This window comes from Capnocytophaga gingivalis ATCC 33624, from assembly GCF_000174755.1.
In the GTDB taxonomy this organism is placed as follows: Bacteria; Bacteroidota; Bacteroidia; order Flavobacteriales; family Flavobacteriaceae; genus Capnocytophaga; species Capnocytophaga gingivalis.
This window is the reverse complement of record NZ_ACLQ01000023.1, coordinates 108,713-126,244: the sequence shown is the minus strand read 5'-3', so window position 1 is coordinate 126,244 and position 17,532 is coordinate 108,713. Positions and strand designations below refer to the sequence as shown.

The 17,532-nt window shown below is 41.4% G+C and carries 21 protein-coding genes; 7 read left to right on the top strand and 14 right to left on the bottom strand.

Annotated elements, in window-relative coordinates:
- The 3 genes from CAPGI0001_RS09685 to CAPGI0001_RS09675 all read right to left on the bottom strand — a co-directional run.
- A partial coding sequence (locus CAPGI0001_RS09685; protein ID WP_002669191.1) for a hypothetical protein occupies positions 1 to 248 on the bottom strand: 248 nt, incomplete at its 3' end.
- A 1-nt stretch (position 249) separates the two neighbouring features.
- Entirely contained in the window at positions 250 to 1,365 is a 1,116-nt protein-coding gene (locus tag CAPGI0001_RS09680; RefSeq protein WP_002669333.1) for an AAA family ATPase, read from the bottom strand.
- Positions 1,355 to 2,467: a DUF262 domain-containing protein gene (locus CAPGI0001_RS09675; protein WP_002669175.1), complete on the bottom strand. Its 1,113-nt coding sequence runs from the start codon at positions 2,465 to 2,467 to the stop codon at positions 1,355 to 1,357. The genes CAPGI0001_RS09680 and CAPGI0001_RS09675 overlap by 11 nt, the downstream gene beginning before the upstream one ends.
- A gap of 97 nt (positions 2,468 to 2,564) precedes the next feature.
- On the opposite strand from CAPGI0001_RS09675, the gene CAPGI0001_RS09670 reads away from it, so the two are divergent.
- Positions 2,565 to 2,786, top strand: a complete 222-nt coding sequence (locus tag CAPGI0001_RS09670) for a hypothetical protein (RefSeq protein ID WP_040360172.1) — start codon at positions 2,565 to 2,567, stop codon at positions 2,784 to 2,786.
- A 154-nt stretch (positions 2,787 to 2,940) separates the two neighbouring features.
- On the opposite strand, the gene CAPGI0001_RS09665 is transcribed toward CAPGI0001_RS09670, so the two are convergent.
- On the bottom strand, positions 2,941 to 3,753 hold the full coding sequence (locus tag CAPGI0001_RS09665) for a lipocalin-like domain-containing protein (RefSeq protein ID WP_002669255.1): 813 nt from the start codon (positions 3,751 to 3,753) through the stop codon (positions 2,941 to 2,943).
- Between the two features lie 258 nt (positions 3,754 to 4,011).
- Here CAPGI0001_RS09665 and CAPGI0001_RS09660 point away from each other — a divergent pair, with 258 nt between their 5' ends.
- Both CAPGI0001_RS09660 and CAPGI0001_RS09655 read left to right on the top strand, forming a co-directional pair.
- Positions 4,012 to 4,200: a hypothetical protein gene (locus CAPGI0001_RS09660; protein WP_002669248.1), complete on the top strand. Its 189-nt coding sequence runs from the start codon at positions 4,012 to 4,014 to the stop codon at positions 4,198 to 4,200.
- 86 nt (positions 4,201 to 4,286) lie between these two features.
- Positions 4,287 to 5,207: a YihY/virulence factor BrkB family protein gene (locus CAPGI0001_RS09655; RefSeq protein WP_002669356.1), complete on the top strand. Its 921-nt coding sequence runs from the start codon at positions 4,287 to 4,289 to the stop codon at positions 5,205 to 5,207.
- A 139-nt stretch (positions 5,208 to 5,346) separates the two neighbouring features.
- Here CAPGI0001_RS09655 and CAPGI0001_RS09650 read toward each other — a convergent pair whose 3' ends face one another.
- From CAPGI0001_RS09650 to CAPGI0001_RS09620, 7 genes are all read right to left on the bottom strand, one after another.
- A complete protein-coding gene (locus tag CAPGI0001_RS09650; protein ID WP_002669326.1) occupies positions 5,347 to 6,336 on the bottom strand; it encodes an AAA family ATPase in 990 nt (329 codons plus the stop codon).
- Positions 6,337 to 6,498: 162 nt separating this feature from the next.
- On the bottom strand, positions 6,499 to 7,419 hold the full coding sequence (locus CAPGI0001_RS09645; protein WP_002669247.1) for a DUF6263 family protein: 921 nt from the start codon (positions 7,417 to 7,419) through the stop codon (positions 6,499 to 6,501).
- A 365-nt stretch (positions 7,420 to 7,784) separates the two neighbouring features.
- Positions 7,785 to 8,588 (bottom strand): undecaprenyl-diphosphate phosphatase, encoded by an 804-nt coding sequence (locus CAPGI0001_RS09640; protein ID WP_002669203.1) that lies wholly within the window; start codon positions 8,586 to 8,588, stop codon positions 7,785 to 7,787.
- Positions 8,588 to 8,812 (bottom strand): DUF3098 domain-containing protein, encoded by a 225-nt coding sequence (locus tag CAPGI0001_RS09635; RefSeq protein WP_002669310.1) that lies wholly within the window; start codon positions 8,810 to 8,812, stop codon positions 8,588 to 8,590. The genes CAPGI0001_RS09640 and CAPGI0001_RS09635 overlap by 1 nt, the downstream gene beginning before the upstream one ends.
- Positions 8,813 to 8,831: 19 nt before the next feature.
- On the bottom strand, positions 8,832 to 9,692 hold the full coding sequence (locus CAPGI0001_RS09630; RefSeq protein WP_002669368.1) for a proline and serine-rich protein 1 family protein: 861 nt from the start codon (positions 9,690 to 9,692) through the stop codon (positions 8,832 to 8,834).
- Entirely contained in the window at positions 9,689 to 10,390 is a 702-nt protein-coding gene (locus tag CAPGI0001_RS09625) for a CDP-alcohol phosphatidyltransferase family protein (protein ID WP_002669146.1), read from the bottom strand. The genes CAPGI0001_RS09630 and CAPGI0001_RS09625 overlap by 4 nt, the downstream gene beginning before the upstream one ends.
- A gap of 17 nt (positions 10,391 to 10,407) precedes the next feature.
- Positions 10,408 to 11,217, bottom strand: a complete 810-nt coding sequence (locus CAPGI0001_RS09620) for an FKBP-type peptidyl-prolyl cis-trans isomerase (protein ID WP_040360167.1) — start codon at positions 11,215 to 11,217, stop codon at positions 10,408 to 10,410.
- 159 nt (positions 11,218 to 11,376) lie between these two features.
- Between CAPGI0001_RS09620 and CAPGI0001_RS09615 the strand changes: the two genes are divergently transcribed.
- The 3 genes from CAPGI0001_RS09615 to CAPGI0001_RS09605 all read left to right on the top strand — a co-directional run bounded on the left by CAPGI0001_RS09615 (position 11,377) and on the right by CAPGI0001_RS09605 (position 13,392).
- Complete coding sequence (locus CAPGI0001_RS09615) at positions 11,377 to 11,772, top strand: RNA-binding S4 domain-containing protein (protein WP_002669201.1); 396 nt, start codon at positions 11,377 to 11,379, stop codon at positions 11,770 to 11,772.
- A 463-nt stretch (positions 11,773 to 12,235) separates the two neighbouring features.
- Positions 12,236 to 12,724: a phosphoribosyltransferase family protein gene (locus CAPGI0001_RS09610; protein WP_002669258.1), complete on the top strand. Its 489-nt coding sequence runs from the start codon at positions 12,236 to 12,238 to the stop codon at positions 12,722 to 12,724.
- 8 nt (positions 12,725 to 12,732) lie between these two features.
- The gene (locus tag CAPGI0001_RS09605; protein ID WP_002669260.1) at positions 12,733 to 13,392 is read left to right on the top strand and encodes a hypothetical protein; all 660 of its coding nucleotides are present in this window, start codon (positions 12,733 to 12,735) and stop codon (positions 13,390 to 13,392) included.
- A 171-nt stretch (positions 13,393 to 13,563) separates the two neighbouring features.
- On the opposite strand, the gene CAPGI0001_RS09600 is transcribed toward CAPGI0001_RS09605, so the two are convergent.
- Both CAPGI0001_RS09600 and CAPGI0001_RS09595 read right to left on the bottom strand, forming a co-directional pair.
- On the bottom strand, positions 13,564 to 14,427 hold the full coding sequence (locus CAPGI0001_RS09600; protein WP_002669148.1) for a geranylgeranylglycerol-phosphate geranylgeranyltransferase: 864 nt from the start codon (positions 14,425 to 14,427) through the stop codon (positions 13,564 to 13,566).
- 9 nt (positions 14,428 to 14,436) lie between these two features.
- Positions 14,437 to 15,315, bottom strand: coding sequence for a cell division protein FtsX (locus tag CAPGI0001_RS09595; protein ID WP_002669228.1), 879 nt, complete (start codon positions 15,313 to 15,315; stop codon positions 14,437 to 14,439).
- A gap of 185 nt (positions 15,316 to 15,500) precedes the next feature.
- Between CAPGI0001_RS09595 and CAPGI0001_RS09590 the strand changes: the two genes are divergently transcribed.
- Complete coding sequence (locus CAPGI0001_RS09590) at positions 15,501 to 16,466, top strand: hydrogen peroxide-inducible genes activator (RefSeq protein ID WP_002669207.1); 966 nt, start codon at positions 15,501 to 15,503, stop codon at positions 16,464 to 16,466.
- 90 nt (positions 16,467 to 16,556) lie between these two features.
- On the opposite strand, the gene CAPGI0001_RS09585 is transcribed toward CAPGI0001_RS09590, so the two are convergent.
- Positions 16,557 to 17,447, bottom strand: a complete 891-nt coding sequence (locus CAPGI0001_RS09585) for a Ppx/GppA phosphatase family protein (protein ID WP_040360164.1) — start codon at positions 17,445 to 17,447, stop codon at positions 16,557 to 16,559.
- Between the last annotated feature and the right edge of the window lie 85 nt (positions 17,448 to 17,532).

Below are 17,532 nucleotides of genomic sequence, written 5' to 3'. Positions count from 1 at the left end.
AACGTAATCTTATTTGGAAATTCTTCTTCAAAAGTTTCAGCAGGCAATAGAAATGCTTTTACATTATTCTCATCATAAAAACCTTCATAATTTTCATTATATAGTCCTTCTTTTATATCAATAAGCTGATGAATATAATCATCATACTGTTCATTTTTAGTTATGAGTTCTATAGGCTTCATATAATAAGCATCTTCTAGGATATCATATATAGGGAATAGCCAGAATATTTCACTTCCTTCACTCATATCAAAAACCTGTTAAAATTCGTAAATCAATATCTATCTGGTCAAAAAATCCTTTAGGAGGACGCTTGATGCGCCCATTCTTTGATACTTCTAAATGATGAGCTATTGCAGTGTGCTGTTGTTCATCACGCTCAAAATAATAAACAGAAAGTTTCTCATTGCTGATCACTCCTTCTTTTACAGCTACTAAACTACCATTGATAATGTGGTCACTATGGGTCTCTATTAGTACCTGCACTCCATTAGCAACCGCTTTAGCTATTAGCTCCATTAGCACGGCTTGTCCTTTAGGATGTATATGAGCTTCTGGATTCTCAATAAGTATCAAAGCATCTTTATTAGCACTTAATATAGCTACCAAAATAGGTAATACATAAGTGATTCCAAAACCGACATTTAGTGCACTGAAATTCTCTGTAATGGTGTTCTCATTCCTATTGAACTTGTATTTCAGATTCAGATCCTGTCCTTGTGGTTCTATGGTTATCCTTATATTAGGTGATATTTTCCTTAACCATTGTTCCACTTGATTAAGCAAACGATAATCATTATTATCTTCTATTGCCAGCGCTTTTATAGGGAGTTCCTCTTTTCCATAACGTTCTAAGAAATGAACTGTATATTCACATTGCCCCGCTTGTTTTGAAAGCTGTCTTTTTATGTCCACTAAAGAGGTGTCCCGCCCGTAACCTTTTTGGGGACCAAAACGAAAAGCACTTAAATATTGAAAATTATTATTGAACAAACTATAAGTTGCCAATACTTCCTTATTAGTAGCGTTGTCTTCCTCTCCAATTAATAAGGTGCTATTCATTCCATATAGGAAGCTATAGTTTAGTGATTTCTGATGCAAAAAGTTTATATCAATTGTTAAATGTGTTTTTTTAGAGACTATACAAGGCAATTCATCTGCCATTCCTAAGTCACACAAATCGCCCTTTAAATTTAACCCTACTTCTAAATCATTCATCAAGAAAGATTGTCGCAACAATAGTAACGACTGTATTAGAGATGATTTCCCCATCCCATTCATACCTGATAGGATTGTTAATCCACCTATCTGTAGCTCTGTATGGTTATGTAATTTAAAGTTGTCTATGATTATTCTATTTATCATTACCTATTGCTTTTTTAATTAAGTTTTTTATTGTATTAAAGCGCTCCATAACACTTAATTTTTGTCCCGTTGATTTTGAAGTAGCTGTAATAAATGAATCATTTGTTTTTAATAGCTGGTATAACTCTTCTTTAAAATCTTGAGAATGTTGCTCTAAAAGTGCCATTTCCTTAAGAGGTAACCACGCTATATTAACACTTATACAATCAAATAAAGATTTAGATATGGGATTTCTTTTGCTACCTTCTACATTTGGTTTCCTAAAACTCTCTGTTCCAAATATCTTATAACAACATTTCATTGAACTCTCAAAAGATATTTTAATATTATCTCTTTCTTGCGCTGTCATCTTATTGAGTAATGCCATCCAATGGTTTAAGAAATTATTCAAGGCACCATTGTAGTCTTTATACCCTAAGTAAAATGCAATGAATCGATTTACTAAATCTCTATCTTGCATTCTCTTAAATGAAATGTTATCAGTGGCTTTTTTAAAAGAATCTAATTCAGATAATTCTTTTATAAAATTAGCAGCAATACCTTGATTAAGCGCGTGACGCATTTCTTGTGCGGTTAGTGTTACGCCTTCTGTATTTATTCTTTGAAAAATGATATACTTTACATCGCTGGGTGTACTCTTTCGTAAGATATTAACAGTTATCTTTAAGGCATCTATACGCCTAATCTCTGGGCGTTCTAAATCTTTATATCGTTTTCCTTCAAAATCTTTTAGAAATTGTAGTTTTTTTAATATCAATGGTTTTTCTTCCTTTAAAACAAAATCCCTTATAGCACAAAGTCTCTGTAGACCATCAATGACTAAGAGTTTTTGGGTTTGAGCATCTTCACTAAAGTAGAAAGAAGGTAATGGCAATCCTAATAAAATAGATTCTATGAGTCTGCTTTTCTTTGTATTATTCCACACATCACTTGCCCTCTGAAAATCTGGTTCTAAATCAATTTCTCCATATTTTAATTGCCCAATTAAAGAACCTAAGTTAATTGTTGCTATATCTACATCAATCTCATTAGGACTAAAAGGTTCTGTAATTTCATCGCCTCCAAGTTCTTCTTTTTCTGTATCTGTGTATTTATCTATCATAAATAATAATGTTACTTCTTATAGGCTCCGCAAAAGTACAGAAGCTGTTTAAACTTTTTAGAGAAGTAAAAGTTCCCAAAAATTAGTAATTTTGTGTTTGAGAAAAAAAGAACACCAAAATTCAGGAACTTTGGGCAAAGATACAATAAATAATTGGATTATTCCCTTTTTAAGTGTAGAAAAAAGAGGATTTAAAAGTAATTTTGATTTGGCTTCAATAATGGAGAGCAACCAGATGTTTATTTTGATGAAGAATTGTACAAAAATAGGTTTAAGATTGAACAAGCAAATGGTTGGCTTGACGGATATAAAGGTTTGATAATGAGATATGAATATCTTGATGTAACTTGGATTGGAATGCTTTTATTAGGGTTTATATCCAAGTTCCTCAAAAAAGTTTAAACACGTTTATAAACAAAAAACACTGCAATTTTCGTTGCAGTGTTTTTTTATTTGTAAAAATTTTTAGCTATTTAGTTTCCTCCATTATTAACAGTAGCTAAAATAGCATCTAATTCGGCTTGGGTGATTTTTTTATATTTGATAATAGTTTTTTTCCCATTCCTTACTGATTCAGTAGTTAATGTATTTTCTGAAACAGAGAAAGGAAAACTTATACTGAAATCTTCATTACTTTTAATAGCATTCCCTTCTATTTTGTAGGTATGAAGTTGTTTAGTATATCTACAAGCCCCTGCGTTTTCTATAAAAGCATGAGTAGTTATCTGATTTTGAGTAAAAACAACCGCAGATTTCTTTTCACAATCATCAATTGTCTGAGATTGTCCATCGACTGTTTCAGACTCTTTTTGCCAAATACCTTCCAAATTTTGAGCATTTTTATTTCCCCCTCCATTGTTATTATTAATAGTAGCTAAAATAGCATCTAATTCGGCTTGGGTGATTTTTCTATATTTGAGAATAGTTTTTTCCTGACCGTGTACTGATTCAATAGTTAATGTATTTCCTGAAACAGAGAAAGGAAAACTTATACTGGCATCTTCATCACTTTTAATAGCATTCCCTTCTATTTTGTAGGTAAGAAGTTGTTTAGTATATTTACAAAACCCAGGTCTGTCGCTGAAATCATGAAAAGTTATCTGATTTTGAGTAAAAGCAAGCGCAGATTTCTTTTCACAATCATCAATTGTCTGAGATTGTCCATTGACTGTTTCGGACTCTAATTGCCAAATACCGGTGATATCTCCAGAGGAATCATCACTTTTCCCACAAGAGGAAATTAACAAGGCTATAGAAGCCATTGCTGCTAATAAAATTCTTTTCATAAAACTTAATTTGTTATTTTATGCCGCAAAGGTAATAAATTTTTTGATAAAAAAGAGGGATGGTGAAAAATTTTCATTTTACCAATTCTCCCCGCTCCTCTCTTGTTGGCGCGAGCGTTTCGCTTGTGCCTATCATAAGGGATCTTTTAACTGTTCACTGCTCACTGTTCACTGACTACTGACCACTGAAAATTTAACAATTAACCATTACTCATTGATAATTTTTTTTGTATCTTTGCCCCAGAAAAAAACAACAACATGCAAGTAGATTTTTCTTTTCAAGAATATTTAGGCTTTTTAGCCTTCTTAGGAATTGCTACTATGGGCTTTTGGCTTATGATCTTTTTGCTTACTTATGTAGTACCTTACTGGGTATTTGGTGCTGCTATAGAGCGCTTTAAAGAAAAACGTGCTGCTAAAAAGCTACAAAAAGAACAAGCTGCCTAAGACAAGTAACAAGTAGAAAAATATCCCTTACAGAAGCTCTAAAAACTTCTGTAGGGCTTTCTCATACCTATGCAAAACAATACACTATGTACAAAGAGGTCGAAGAAAAAATAGATAAAATTCCTATTCTCAACAAATTAGCCTGTTTCCTCAAGAAAATTTCCTTGGGAAAAGGACAGCAGTTTTCCCTATACGACTTGCTGTTGCTCTATACAATAGGGATTGTAAAGGGGGCGCTTACTTATAGGGCGAGTGCTATTTCTTATAGCTTTTTTGTCGCTATTTTTCCCTTTTTGCTCGTCGTGCTGAACCTGATTCCCTATATCCCAATTGATGATTTCCAACAGGATTTTTGGGTCTTCTTGGACAGTCTATTGCCCCCTGGTACCCATGGTTTCTTTGAGGAGATATTTTTTGATATTGCAGGGAAGAAGCGTGCGGGCTTGCTCTCCACGGTGTTCGTCCTCTCTATCTTTCTGACCACTAATGGTATCAATGCCGTATTTGGAGGCTTTGAATACTCCTATCATGTCAGGGCTACCCGTGGGGCGCTCAAGCAGTACTTTATCTCCATGGGGGTAGCCATGCTCTTGGTATTCTTGATTCTCTTCTCGGTCATTCTTTGGCTGGCTTTTGAGTATATACAAGGGATGAAGATCTTTTCTTTTTTCAATAGCAATCCTTATTTTTTCCCGATAGTTAAGAAGGTATTTTTTATTTTTGTAGCCTATTTGGTGGTTTCTATCTTGTTCCATTTTGGCACCATAGATCGGGGCAGACGCTTTTTCTCGGCGGGTTCACTGCTGACCTTGATTCTTTTTATACTCACCACTTATGGCTTTGGGGTGTATATAGAGAATTTTGCCCAATATAACCAACTCTATGGCTCCATAGGGGCGCTGCTCATCTTCCTATTGTACATTTGGCTCAATGCGACTATTCTCCTATTAGGTTTCGAACTGAATGCCTCTCTCTCCAACCTTAGGAGAGTGAAGAATGAAAAGTGAAAAGTGAAAAGTGAAGAATGAAAAGTGTATCCAAACTCATCTGCTTGGCTACATTCTTCGTTCTTCACTTTTTACTACATACCCAGCTGAGAGCACTCGCTGGCTACATTCTTCACTTTTCACTCTTCGTTCTTCACTCTTATGGTACTTCCACAGTATTGACTATCTTGTGGATGATTTCCATAGAGGAAATATTTTCGGCTTCTGCCTCATAGGTGATACCAATACGGTGACGAAGCACATCGAAGACTACCGAACGTACATCCTCAGGAATCACATAGCCGCGGTGGTGGATAAAGGCATGACACTTGGCCGCTATCGCAAGGTTGATACTACCACGTGGAGAAGCCCCAAACTGGATAAGTGGGCTTAGCTCCGCAAGCTGGTATTTCTCAGGATAACGTGTCGCAAAAATAATATCAAGGATATACTTCTCTATCTTCTCATCCATATACACCTCGGAAGCTGCCTTCTGTGCATGAAGAATCTGATCTGTAGTCACCACAGCCTTCACCTCCGGACGCTCTCCGGCGAGGTTGCCACGCATGATGTATTGTTCCTCATCGATTTTGGGATAGTCTATCACTACCTTGAGCATGAACCTATCCACTTGTGCCTCTGGAAGTGGGTAAGTACCCTCTTGTTCTACAGGGTTTTGCGTAGCCATGACAAGGAAAGGCTTATCCAAAGGAAAAGTAGTATCGCCTATGGTCACTTGGCGCTCTTGCATAGCCTCCAATAGGGCAGACTGTACCTTGGCGGGAGCTCGGTTGATCTCATCGGCTAAGACAAAGTTAGCAAAGATAGGCCCTTTCTTGATTGAAAACTCATTTTGCTTTACATTGTAGGTCATCGTACCTATCACATCGGCAGGAAGCAAGTCAGGGGTAAACTGGATTCGGCTGAAGGTAGCCTGTACAGCTTTTGATAATGTATTGATGGATAGAGTCTTAGCAAGTCCCGGTACCCCTTCCAAGAGGATATGTCCACGTCCTAAGAGACCTATAAGCAGCGCATCGACCATGTGGTGTTGCCCTACGATTACCTTGGACATCTCGGCTCTGAGGGTATCTATGAATACACTTTCTCGCTCTATTTTCTCATTGATTTGGCTGATATCTACATTCATGATATGTTTTTTTTGTATGTGTTTGAATGATGGCGCTAAATTATTACTTTTTTCTCAATTATCCCGTTAAAGTAAAGTGAAATCTATTTTAATGATTAATGATTAATGTTTAATGATTAATGTTTAATGATTAATCATTGTTCATTGTTCATTGTTCATTAATCATTGTTCATTGATTATTATTTTCGATTGACTTTCGAAGGGGATTACCTTACCTTTTTGGTGGGAGAGGTCGCCCTCTACTTCTGTTTCTCCCTTGAGGGTCTGTAGTGCAGTAGCCTTGAGAATCCACTTCGTCTGGGCATCCAGCCAAATATCTATGTCCACCTGTCCTTGCATGGTGAAGAATACATATTGCCCTTGCTGTAGGATTACCTTCTGTTTGTCAGTGGCGATAACGGATTTCCCTTGGATATGGAGCTGCCCATTGAGGGCTTCTACCAGAGTATATCGGGTCTTGATAGGTACATTCATTTCCTTGGAGAGGAAGGAGGAGATCTCCCACGAGTCCCCTATAGCCACCCGCTGTCGGGGCAATATGGAGAGCACATTGGATAGGTTCGATTGTAGGGTAGTCTCCGAGAAAGCTGCCTCCAGTTGCATCTGTATCTGCTGCTTTTCAAAGGAAGTCAAGGGGTTATTCTTAGCATGCTTTTTCTCCAAAGTCTTCATAGCACGCTCTACAAGAGGTTGTAAAGGCTCTATTTTGACAATTTTCCCCTTGGTGCTTAGCTCTCCTTTGAGGGGTTGCTCCAGTAGCTCCTTGGCTGCTTGGTTGGTATAGTCTGGAATCTTCTCTAAAGGCATCTCCTTGCCATTCACCTTGGTAGATACTTCCAGGGATGCCTCTTCATAGCGCAGAGTCATCGGGTAGATCAGCTTGTCCTCCTTGCCGAAGGTATAGCGAATGCGCATGCGACTAAGTGCTTTGGTCTCCACCTGTGCCCCATCTATTTGTTGTGTGGAGGATACCTCGGAGGAGATTTTATGCACATATTTCTCTTTGTTCTTTAGCGAAAGACTTAGGTCTATTGCTTGCGAATATCCCAATATAGGGAGTAAAAATAATAGATATTTTTTCATATTTATTTAGTTGAAAATCAGTTGTTTTTAGGTTCTGTCGTAGGGGCAAAGTCCGCGAGCTGGCGCAGCGGAGTATGTGATGCAATTCGCCCACTCAATTTGCAATTCGCGCACTAAAAACAAGTCTTTTCGGACAGTCTTTATATTAATGATTAATGTTCAATGATTAATGCTCTCCCGTCAATATGGGCGAATTGCAATTCGCCCCTACAACAGAACGCAAAAAACCTAATGCCAATATCAATGTTCAATGATTAATAACCTCTCTTCACTCTTCACTTTTCACTCTTGACCACATACCCAAGCTCATTTGCTTGGCTACATTCTTCACTCTTCATTCTTCACTCTTCACTCTTCACTCTTCACTATAAAAAGAGTAGCAACAGCCCTCCTGCGAGGATACGATAATAGCCCCATAGGGAAAAGCCATATTTCTTGATAAGGTTCACAAAACCCTTGATGGCAATGATTGCCACGATATACGCCACTACGTTGCCTATGAGAAACATAGAGAGCTTGTCGCTGTTCTCAGCCAAGAGGGTATAGCCCTTGATAGGGGTGCCTGTACCGTGGTATTCCTTGAGAAAGAGCGAGTATACAGTTACCGCAAGCATGGTAGGTACGGCTAAGAAAAAGGAAAACTCTGCGGCGAGTTCTCTCGAGAGTTTTTGCTGCATCCCTCCTATGATGGAGGCTGCCGAACGGCTCGTGCCGGGCATCATCGCAAGGCACTGCCAAAACCCTATAATTACCGCTTTCTTGATGGTGATATCCTTCTCCTGAAGAATGGTCGGATGCTTGAAAAATCGGTCAATGAATAGGAGAACAACTCCTCCGATAATCAGCATGATAGCTATATACACGGGCGCTCCCATGACCGAATCAATATAGTCATCTAAGAGCTTGCCTAAGAGGAGTGCCGGAAGTACAGCAAATCCTAACTTGACAAAAAACTGCCAGCGGCTGAAGTCGAAAAACTTGCGCCAATATAGGGTGACTACTGCTAAAATAGCACCAAACTGGATACATAGGGCGAAAATCTTGAAAAAATCGTCCTCCGCAATTCCCATGAGTTCTCGGGTGAAGATCATATGCGCTGTGGAGGATACCGGTAGGTACTCCGTAAGCCCCTCTACAATCGCTATTATAATTGCTTGTAGTAGGTCCATTAGCTTTCTTTTTCCTTTTTATCGGTGTACAAAATAGCCCATACTTCCACAGCAAAGCCCAGTAGTACCAAGGCTGGGGCTAAGCTGATACGTCGGAAACTGAAAATATCGGGGTTGAAGACTTTCGGATCGTCACTCCCCCCACCACTCATGGTGATAAAGCCAATGGCGATAAGGGCTAAGCCCAAGGCCATCCATAGGTAATTTTTCTTTTTGAAAACCATCATATTCTTTCTTTTCAAATTATTGTCGGTACGAAGCTACAAAATCCATCAGTTGTCGCTTGTAACTATCGTAGGTAAATATATCATATACAATAAAAAAGTTTCCGCGATCTGCACACAGTGGGAAGAGGAGCTTGCCCATATCTACCTTATTGTTATCGAAGTCGAATCGGGATAAGAGATCCTTGATCTGTGCCGCTGTATAGGCGGTATTTTGTTGCTGACGGATGAAGCCGATACGCTCGTTGTCGAAGGTCAGTCTCTTATAAGCGGCGAAGAAGTTGGCAAAAACCTCCTGTGGCATTACCTGTATATGAGGGGCATGACTTAGCTGGCGTCCTGCACGGTAGGGGTTGTTCCAGATATCATTCCATTCGCCTCCGTACCAATCCTTCTCTATAGGGTAGCGTTCGAGCTCATAGAGGCCATATTGTACAAAGTAGTCCAACACACTGCGTTGGTTTTCAGTAGTTCTCAGGGTAGTCTGGTACACCAAGAAGCCATTGAGATAGATCGAGAGTGGCAGGGCTCCAGAGCGCACATCGAAGAAGCGAAACTTCCCCGAGGGACTGCTGATCTGCTGGTCACCCAGAACTACTGTGAAGTAGCCACGATCGGCAATACGCAAGAATACCTCACTATACCCATAGGGCGCAGGATTCCATGTATACTGGGAGGGAGGGGTGCGGTAGTCTCCCAAGTTAGGCTTGCGCTGTGCTCCCCCTTGTACATCCACTTGGATACGCACCGAGTTGATATCCGATGCCTTTGCCTCATTGCGCAGAAGGGTACCTATGCTTCCCGCCTCTTGGCTATATCCCATAGCAGCCGCCAAAAAGAGGATGCTACAGAATGCCTTTTTCAAAAATGTCTTTCTCATGATTTTTCTTTTTTCAGATTTCCCACTACCGATAGCAAGATGTATGCCAAAATAATAAGAGGGAAAGCACTTTCTCTCATAAGAACCAGTAAAACCACGCTTATAAGTAGCAAAAGATACTTGAGAAGGTTGTTTTTTATAGAAAAATCCTTGAACTTTAGCGCCAAGAGTCTCAGGTTGCTATTCAGTAGTACACAACTGGCTAAGGTGATAAGCAGGGTGCCCCATAGGGAAATGGCTTTCAGGTAGACAGCTTGTTTTACGATAAGTCCTAAGGAGATGATAAAGAGAGCATTAGCCGGAGTAGGCAGCCCTATAAAGGAATCACTCTGGCGGGTGTCAAGGTTGAAGCAGGCCAAGCGATAGGCGGAAGCCAAGGTGATAAGGTATCCTGCAAAGGGCAGAAAAAAGTGTAGTGTCTGTCCATAATGAGCCGCCGAATAGCTGATCAGCCAATACATTACCTGTCCAGGAACAAGTCCTGAGGTTACCAAATCCGCCAAAGAATCCAGTTCCTTGCCCAGAGGGGAGGAGACTTTCAGAATACGGGCTACAAACCCATCGAAGAAGTCAAGGGTGATGCCTAAGAAAAACCAAAACAACGCCCAGTCAAAGGCTTGTGATAGCGCATATCTCAGTGCGATGATCCCACAGAAAAGGTTTAGCAGGGTCAGTAGGTTAGGAATTTGTTTTTTCATGATAGTGTCATTCTTTGTTAGTTGCAGTTGTAGGCATCTAAGTAGTCCACAGTACCATTGCCATTGCAGTCAGGAAAGACTATGGTGCCATCTTCCTGATGGTTAATCTCTTGGATAGAAGGCTTGCCGTCTCCGTCATGGTCATAGTTGGCCGTGGAGATAAGTTTGATCTCGAATATCAGTGGGGTGTAGGCTGGTAGTCCTATAGTACCTGCAAAGTAAGCCAGTCCCGAAGGCAAGAAGAAGATACCCATTCCTCCATCGGTAGGTGCTTTGAGAGTACCATCTCCCACCTCGGTAGGCTTAGCAGTGGAGGCCTTCAGGGTGGCTACCGCTTCGCGAAAGCCTATGATGGCTCCTCCTTGGTACGCGCTGGCACGGGTGCCAAGCAAGTCCAACCAGTTGCTCTGGGTAAAGCGCATGCCATCTTCAAAGACATTATCCTTGAGAGTCAGTCCCTTGTAGAGCACATAAGAGCGGTCAGCGATGGTTGCCTGTGCCCCTGCTCCCTCTTGTAGGATAAGGTAGTACATCGTATGGTTGATGTAGTTGCCGTGTATATCAGGCACTTTCAGGGTCTTACGCTTTAGGTTGGGGCTGTCCCATAGGGAGGTCTTCCCTGTATTGCCCGCCAGAGTGCCTAAGACTATATTCTTATCAGCGTCCAATTCGCAATAATGACTCTTGAGGTAGGCTTGTATGTCATTGTCATTCTCCACCACCACCTCGGACATTTCTCGTAATTTCTGGCTGTCATCACCACTTTTCTTGCAGGAAAACAAGGAGATAGCCCCACAGCTAAGTAATAGCAAACTTCTTCTAATCATCTTATGAAAAATAAATATTCGAATTTGGGCGCAAGTTACGAAAAATTCTTGTATTTTTGCATGATTTTTTAATCAATTTAGGTTTCGGTAGGCAGTCAGTGGTGAGTACAGAATAGAGTTCATCCTCTCCTATTACCTAACCCCCAACCCCTAACTAAAGTGAGAATAGACAAATACCTATGGTGTGTGCGGTATTATAAGACACGCAACATCGCTACGGAGGCCTGTAAGAAAGGACATGTCCGCATCGGAGGGGAAATCGCCAAAGCCTCCAAGGAGGTCTTCCCACAGGATAAGATACAAGTACGCAAGGGTGCGATTACCTACGAGATAGAAGTCTTGGACATCCCCACCAGTAGGGTAGGGGCTAAGCTTGTAGGGCTCTATTGTATAGACCACACCCCTGAAGAAGCCTTTGAACAAGAGGAACTCCGACAGCTCGCCCAAGAGTATTATCGCAAGAAAGGCGAAGGTCGCCCTACCAAAAAAGACCGCCGCGACCTCGACGATTTCTTCTCAAGCGAAGAAGACGAAGAGTGGGGGAGTGAGCAGTGAACAGAGGTCAGTGAACAGTGAACAGAGGTCAGTGAGCATTAATCATTGAACATTAATCATTAATCATTAATCATTGAACATTAATCATTGATATTAGGCATGAGTGCTTTTGCGTTCTGTCGTAGGGGCGATTTGCAAATCGCCCTATGTCGGCACATGAGGGAGTGAAAAATGAAAAATGAAAAGTGAAGAGTGAACAGAAGTCAGTGATCATTAATCATTGAACATTAATCATTAATCATTGATATAGGCATGAGTGCTTTTTCGTTCTGTTGTAGGGGCGATTTGCAAATCGCCCTATGTCCGCACATGAGGGAGTGAAGAGTGAAAAATGAAAAATGAAAAATGAAGGAGAATCAGAGGTAATTATCAATACCTAAGCTCTTTTTCCTTTTAATTTCTAAGACCTTATAACCCTTAATTTCTATAATTCTAAAACCTAAAACCTAAAACCTAAATCTCTATGACTATCATTTTAGATGCAACCCAGATAGAACATAAGATTCGCCGTATCGCCTATCAGATATACGAGGCGAATATTCACCAAGAGCGCTTTATCCTTGCGGGGATAGCCGAAAATGGCTATATTTTAGCCGAAAAGCTCTATGAGCAACTGCAACAGTTTTGCCCAATTCCTATCACCCTGTGCAAGGTCTTTGTCAAGAAAACAGACCCCTTAGCCCCTGTGACCACCTCTCTGCCGGAAGAAGCCTACCGAGGAGAATCCGTGGTTTTGGTCGATGATGTGCTCAGCAGTGGTGCTACCCTGATCTATGGGGTACGACACTTTCTCTCTGTCCCTCTCAAGCAGCTCAAAACAGCCGTTTTGGTGAATCGTAATCATAAGAAATATCCTATCAAGGCCGATTTCAAGGGTATCTCCCTATCCACCTCCTTACAAGAACATATCGAGGTGAGTTTCGAGGGCGACCCTGTGGCCTTTTTACAATGATTAAAACAATGCTTTATCTTTTACTTTTTTGTATTCTTATCAATTCCGTGCTCAAGTTGAGCTTCTGGAAGTTCTGGCAGGTAGGAATCTTCTCCTTGGGAGTAGGTGCCTTTCTCTATGGAGTATCTGACTTTGCTACAGAACAATCGCAACTGACTATCTCTCAATGGCTTAGCGATACCAAGGTGCTGAGCAATATGGCCGTACTGGTCACCATAGAGTCGGTCATAGGGCTCTTCTTCTGCTTTATCTCCCTCAAGGCCTTCTATGAGGAGAAGCGCAACCGCTGGGCAAGAATTTTGCTTTGGTTCCCAGGAGTGCTACTCTTCCCATGTCTTTTCTTGGGGCTTACAGAGAGTTTCTTTTTCTTTTCAGGAGTTGATTTTGGGGAAGTTACATTTGCATTCATCGCTCTTACCATAGCAGGTTTTCTTCTGGGAGCTTGGGGATTCCGCGCCTTGGTACCCGAGCGTGAACTTCGCTTGGAACTACATTTGCTCATGAGTATATGGGTAACCCTGATGGGATTGGCGATGACTGCCAGTGGACAGATTGTCTATGTGCCTAAGAGTGAGCCTATCAACCTATGGCTCATAGGGAAAGTATTTCTTTTCTTCACCTCTCTTTTCTTCTTGGGCTGGCTTCTAAGCAAAATAAGAAGACGCTGAATAATGAATAATGTTCAATGATTAATGAACAATGATTAATGATTTGTGTATGATAGGGTCTTGGTAGAGATGCCTATTAGGGTGATGCAATTTCACTCTTCACTCTTCACTTTTCATTCTTCACTCTTCACTTTTCATTCTTCACTTTTCACTCTTCACTCAAAACGTTTTTCATCGCCTGATGAGCGCAATGCAGAATACCCCTACCACGATGATAACTTTCAGGAGGTTTCTCAGAAAAGCATAATGTATCTGGGTGCGTCCCTTCCAGAGTATTGGCAAAAAGCCCCCCAGAAGGATGATGGCTGTCAGAATAAAGTAGTACTTCATACTGCCCGTGTCCGGAAAGGCTGTCAGAAAGTAGATGCACACAAGGGTAAGACCAATGAGCACAGTGATGAGCTGCTTGGAACTACGCTCCCCATAGTCGGTGGCGATGGTATGGTAGCCTAAGGCAAAATCCCCTTTGATATTCTGCAAGTCCTTCACAAAATCCTTAGCCAAGAGTAGGTAATAGAGAAAAGCGGCATGGACAAAGATAATCTTTTGGAAATTGTGATAATATACAAAAATAGCAAAGAAAGGAATAATGGAGAGTATCCCTGATACGATATTTCCTACCAATACTATCTTCTTGATTCTGTGGGAGTAAAACCACATCATAAAGATATAGATAGAGAAGAACAACACCGCTCGGAAGGATACATAACTGGCCACTATTACAGAAAGAAAATTCAGTATAAAGTATAGCGAGAGCTTAGTATGCTGCCCTACCATGCGCTCCATCAGGGTACGTGTAGGCTTATTGATTAGGTCTTTTTCTTGGTCATAAAAAGCATTGATGATATATCCACCGGCCACCGCCAAAGCTCCTGCCAAGACAATGGCAAAAAGGCGTGGATCCAATAACACCTGCCTTAGTGGCTGGCGCGAAAGGATAAAGATGGCCGTCAGATACTGGGCGATACAGATCATCATGATATTATACCCCCTGACCACCGAAAAAAGGCCTATGAATTTTTCAAATGGTAGCATAGTGTTGCTTTAGTAATAAAGCTCGTCGGTATGTAGGTTCAAGAACCGCTGAGCTGCAAAATAGGTACTGATCCAGCTGAGGAACACCCCAATAAGGAACAGGGCAGCACCCACCCAGATAAAATCTCGATAGTGCATGATAAGCCCCCATTCTGGCCACGATTGGTCTATGGCATAGAAGGTAAAAGCCAAGGCTGCACATGCCAATATAGCACTGAGAATCCCCAACCAGATGTTGGTGATGATAAAGGGACGCCTGATAAAGGCTTTGGTAGCTCCTACCAGCTGCATAGTCTTGATAATAAATCGCTTAGAGTATACGGAGAGTCGTATAGAAGCATTGATAAGCAGCATGGCCACCACGGTAAAAATCGCCGAAACTGCCAGAATGACCAAGCTGATACTCTGTATATTGGAGTGTATCTTCTTGACCGAATCCTTGTCATAGTTCACTTCCTTGACCGAGGCATTCTGCAGGATACTCTCCTTGACTTCTTCCATCTTCTGAGGGGTTACATAGTCGGCTTTCAGTGCCAGATCAAAAGAGTTCCCCAGAGGATTGTCCCCTATGAAGGAGATAAAGTCCTCCCCAAGCTCCTCACTGAAGGACTGGGCGGCTTGCTCCTTGGAGATAAACTCTACCTGCTTGGTATACGAGGCTAAGGAAAGACTCTTTTGCAATTGCTCTATGTCGGCTTCCTTGGCCGTATCCTTGAGAAAAACATTGATAATTAGGTGTTCCTTATAACTATCGGTCAAGTTTTTCACATTGATAAGTAAAAAACCCAATAACCCTAAGAGGAATAAAACTAAGGTAATACTCAGGGTGACAGAAAAATAAGAAGAAATGAGCTTCCTACGATTGTGACGTTCGGTTCGGGTATGCACTTTTTAATCTACTTAGAAAATGAGCGTAAAAGTAATAAAAATCCTTTACTTAGCAGCTTTATTAGTGTAGATACACATAAGTTTAACGTTTGTTAGTTTTTTTTTAAGAGTAAACAAAGGGAATTATAGCGATTAGGTATTTATTTTTTTGTACATTTGCCCAAAATTTAATCACTATTCTTTTTATGACAATAGTACAGTTTCAATATATATTAGCTGTAGCTCAGTATAAGAATTTCAGTGTGGCCGCCCAGAAGTGTTTCGTCACTCAGCCTACACTCAGCATGCAAGTACAGCGCTTGGAGGAAGAGCTGGATGTGCTTATTTTTGACCGTGCCAAAAAGCCTCTTCGCGTCACAGAAGTAGGGGAGAAGATCCTTCAGCAGGCCGAGAGCATTGTCAGTGAGTCCGAACGTATCAAGGACATTATTGCCCAGCATAAGGGGTTCATAGGTGGGCGTTTCCGATTGGGGATTATCCCTACAGTAGCACCAACCTTGTTGCCTATGTTTCTGAACAATTTTACTAAGAAATATCCTAAGGTGGAGCTCAAGGTGGAGGAGATGACCACCCGAGAGTGTATCCGTGAGCTTGCAGAAGGTACCCTGGATGTGGCTATTGTGGCTACTCCCTTGCACGAAAAGCATCTTATAGAGCGCCCTCTCTACTATGAGCCTTTTGTCGCTTATATCCCCAATGCAAAATACCACCTGACTGAAAATCAGAAAATCCAAGTCTCTGACCTTCATCTCAACGATATCCTTATGCTACAGGATGGACACTGTTTCCGCGAGAGTGTATTGAATATCTGTCAGGAGAATGGCTCCTCGGATAAGGGCAGGGACAACAGCCTTGAGATCAAGAGTGGTAGCTTTGAGACCTTGATCAAGCTTGCCAATGAGGGCATGGGCATGACCCTCTTGCCTTATCTACATACCTTAGATCTCTCTGAGGCAGAAAAGAAAAACCTTCACTACTTCGAGGAACCCTCTCCCGCTCGTGAGATAAGTCTGCTGTATCATAGCAACGAACTCAAAATAAGCATTATAGATGCACTATACAATGTCATTTCAGGGGTCATAAGGGGGGCTATCACCTTCGAAAATCTCAATATCATAGACCCTATCCTTAAGAAGAAAAAGAAACAGTGAACAGTGAGCAGTGAGCAGTAAGCGGTAAGCGGTGAGCAGTAAGCCTGACAACTGATCCCTGACAACTGATCCCTGATCACTGACCCCTGCTCACTGCTCACTGGACAAATAGAGTTGTCTTACAATCCCATCGGCCAGACCGACTTTCGGAACGAGGATATGCTTTATCTTTGCCCATTTCATGGCTTTGATGTAGATAGGCAATGCCAAAGGAAGGATATCTGCGCGGTCAGGGTTGAGTTCTAAGTCACGGATACGCTCCTCATAGCTCAGTGAGTTGATTTCCTTGAGGTAATCCTCCAAGAAATGCAGCGAAAGAGGGCTGTCCTTGCGCTTGCCGGAGACCTTGAATATCTTGTTGATATTGCCTCCAGAGCCTATGGCCTCTATTGTTTTGAGCCCTTTGGTATGGATGTGTATCCACTCCTTGAGCTCCTCCCATACTTGCTCGTCGGCTTTCCCTTTCAGTAGGCGCACCCCTCCTATGGGAAAAGACCTGGCAGCACGTACCTCTCCTTGACTATAGATGGTGAACTCAGTACTACCCCCTCCCACATCTATATACAAATAGTTTTTATCACTTTCCACAAGGGTATGCAGGTCAGTATTGGCGATAATCGCTGCTTCCTCTGCCCCTCCTATAATCTCTATTTGCACCCCTGTATGCTGCGCTATCTCTCGGACAATCTCTGTGCCATTGGTAGCCTCGCGCATGGCTGAGGTAGCACAAGCACGATAAGCCTCCACTCCTTGTACCTTCATGAGCAAGTGATAGGCCTGCATGGTATCACTCAGGCGTGAGGCATTCTCAGCACTTATACGCCCCTGTTCGAAGACATCGGCACCCAAGCGAATCGGCACTCTCACAAGGCTCCCTTTGGAGAAAATAGGTGTCTTGCCTTCTTCTTCTAATATGTTGGCAATCAGTAATCGAACCCCATTGGAGCCAATATCGATACCTGCAAATTTCCGGATATTCATAACTATTTTTTTTGCAAAGCTACAATAATAAATGGAAAAATAAAAAAATCCTCCCATAATTTTTTACAGGAGGATTTTAAAATTA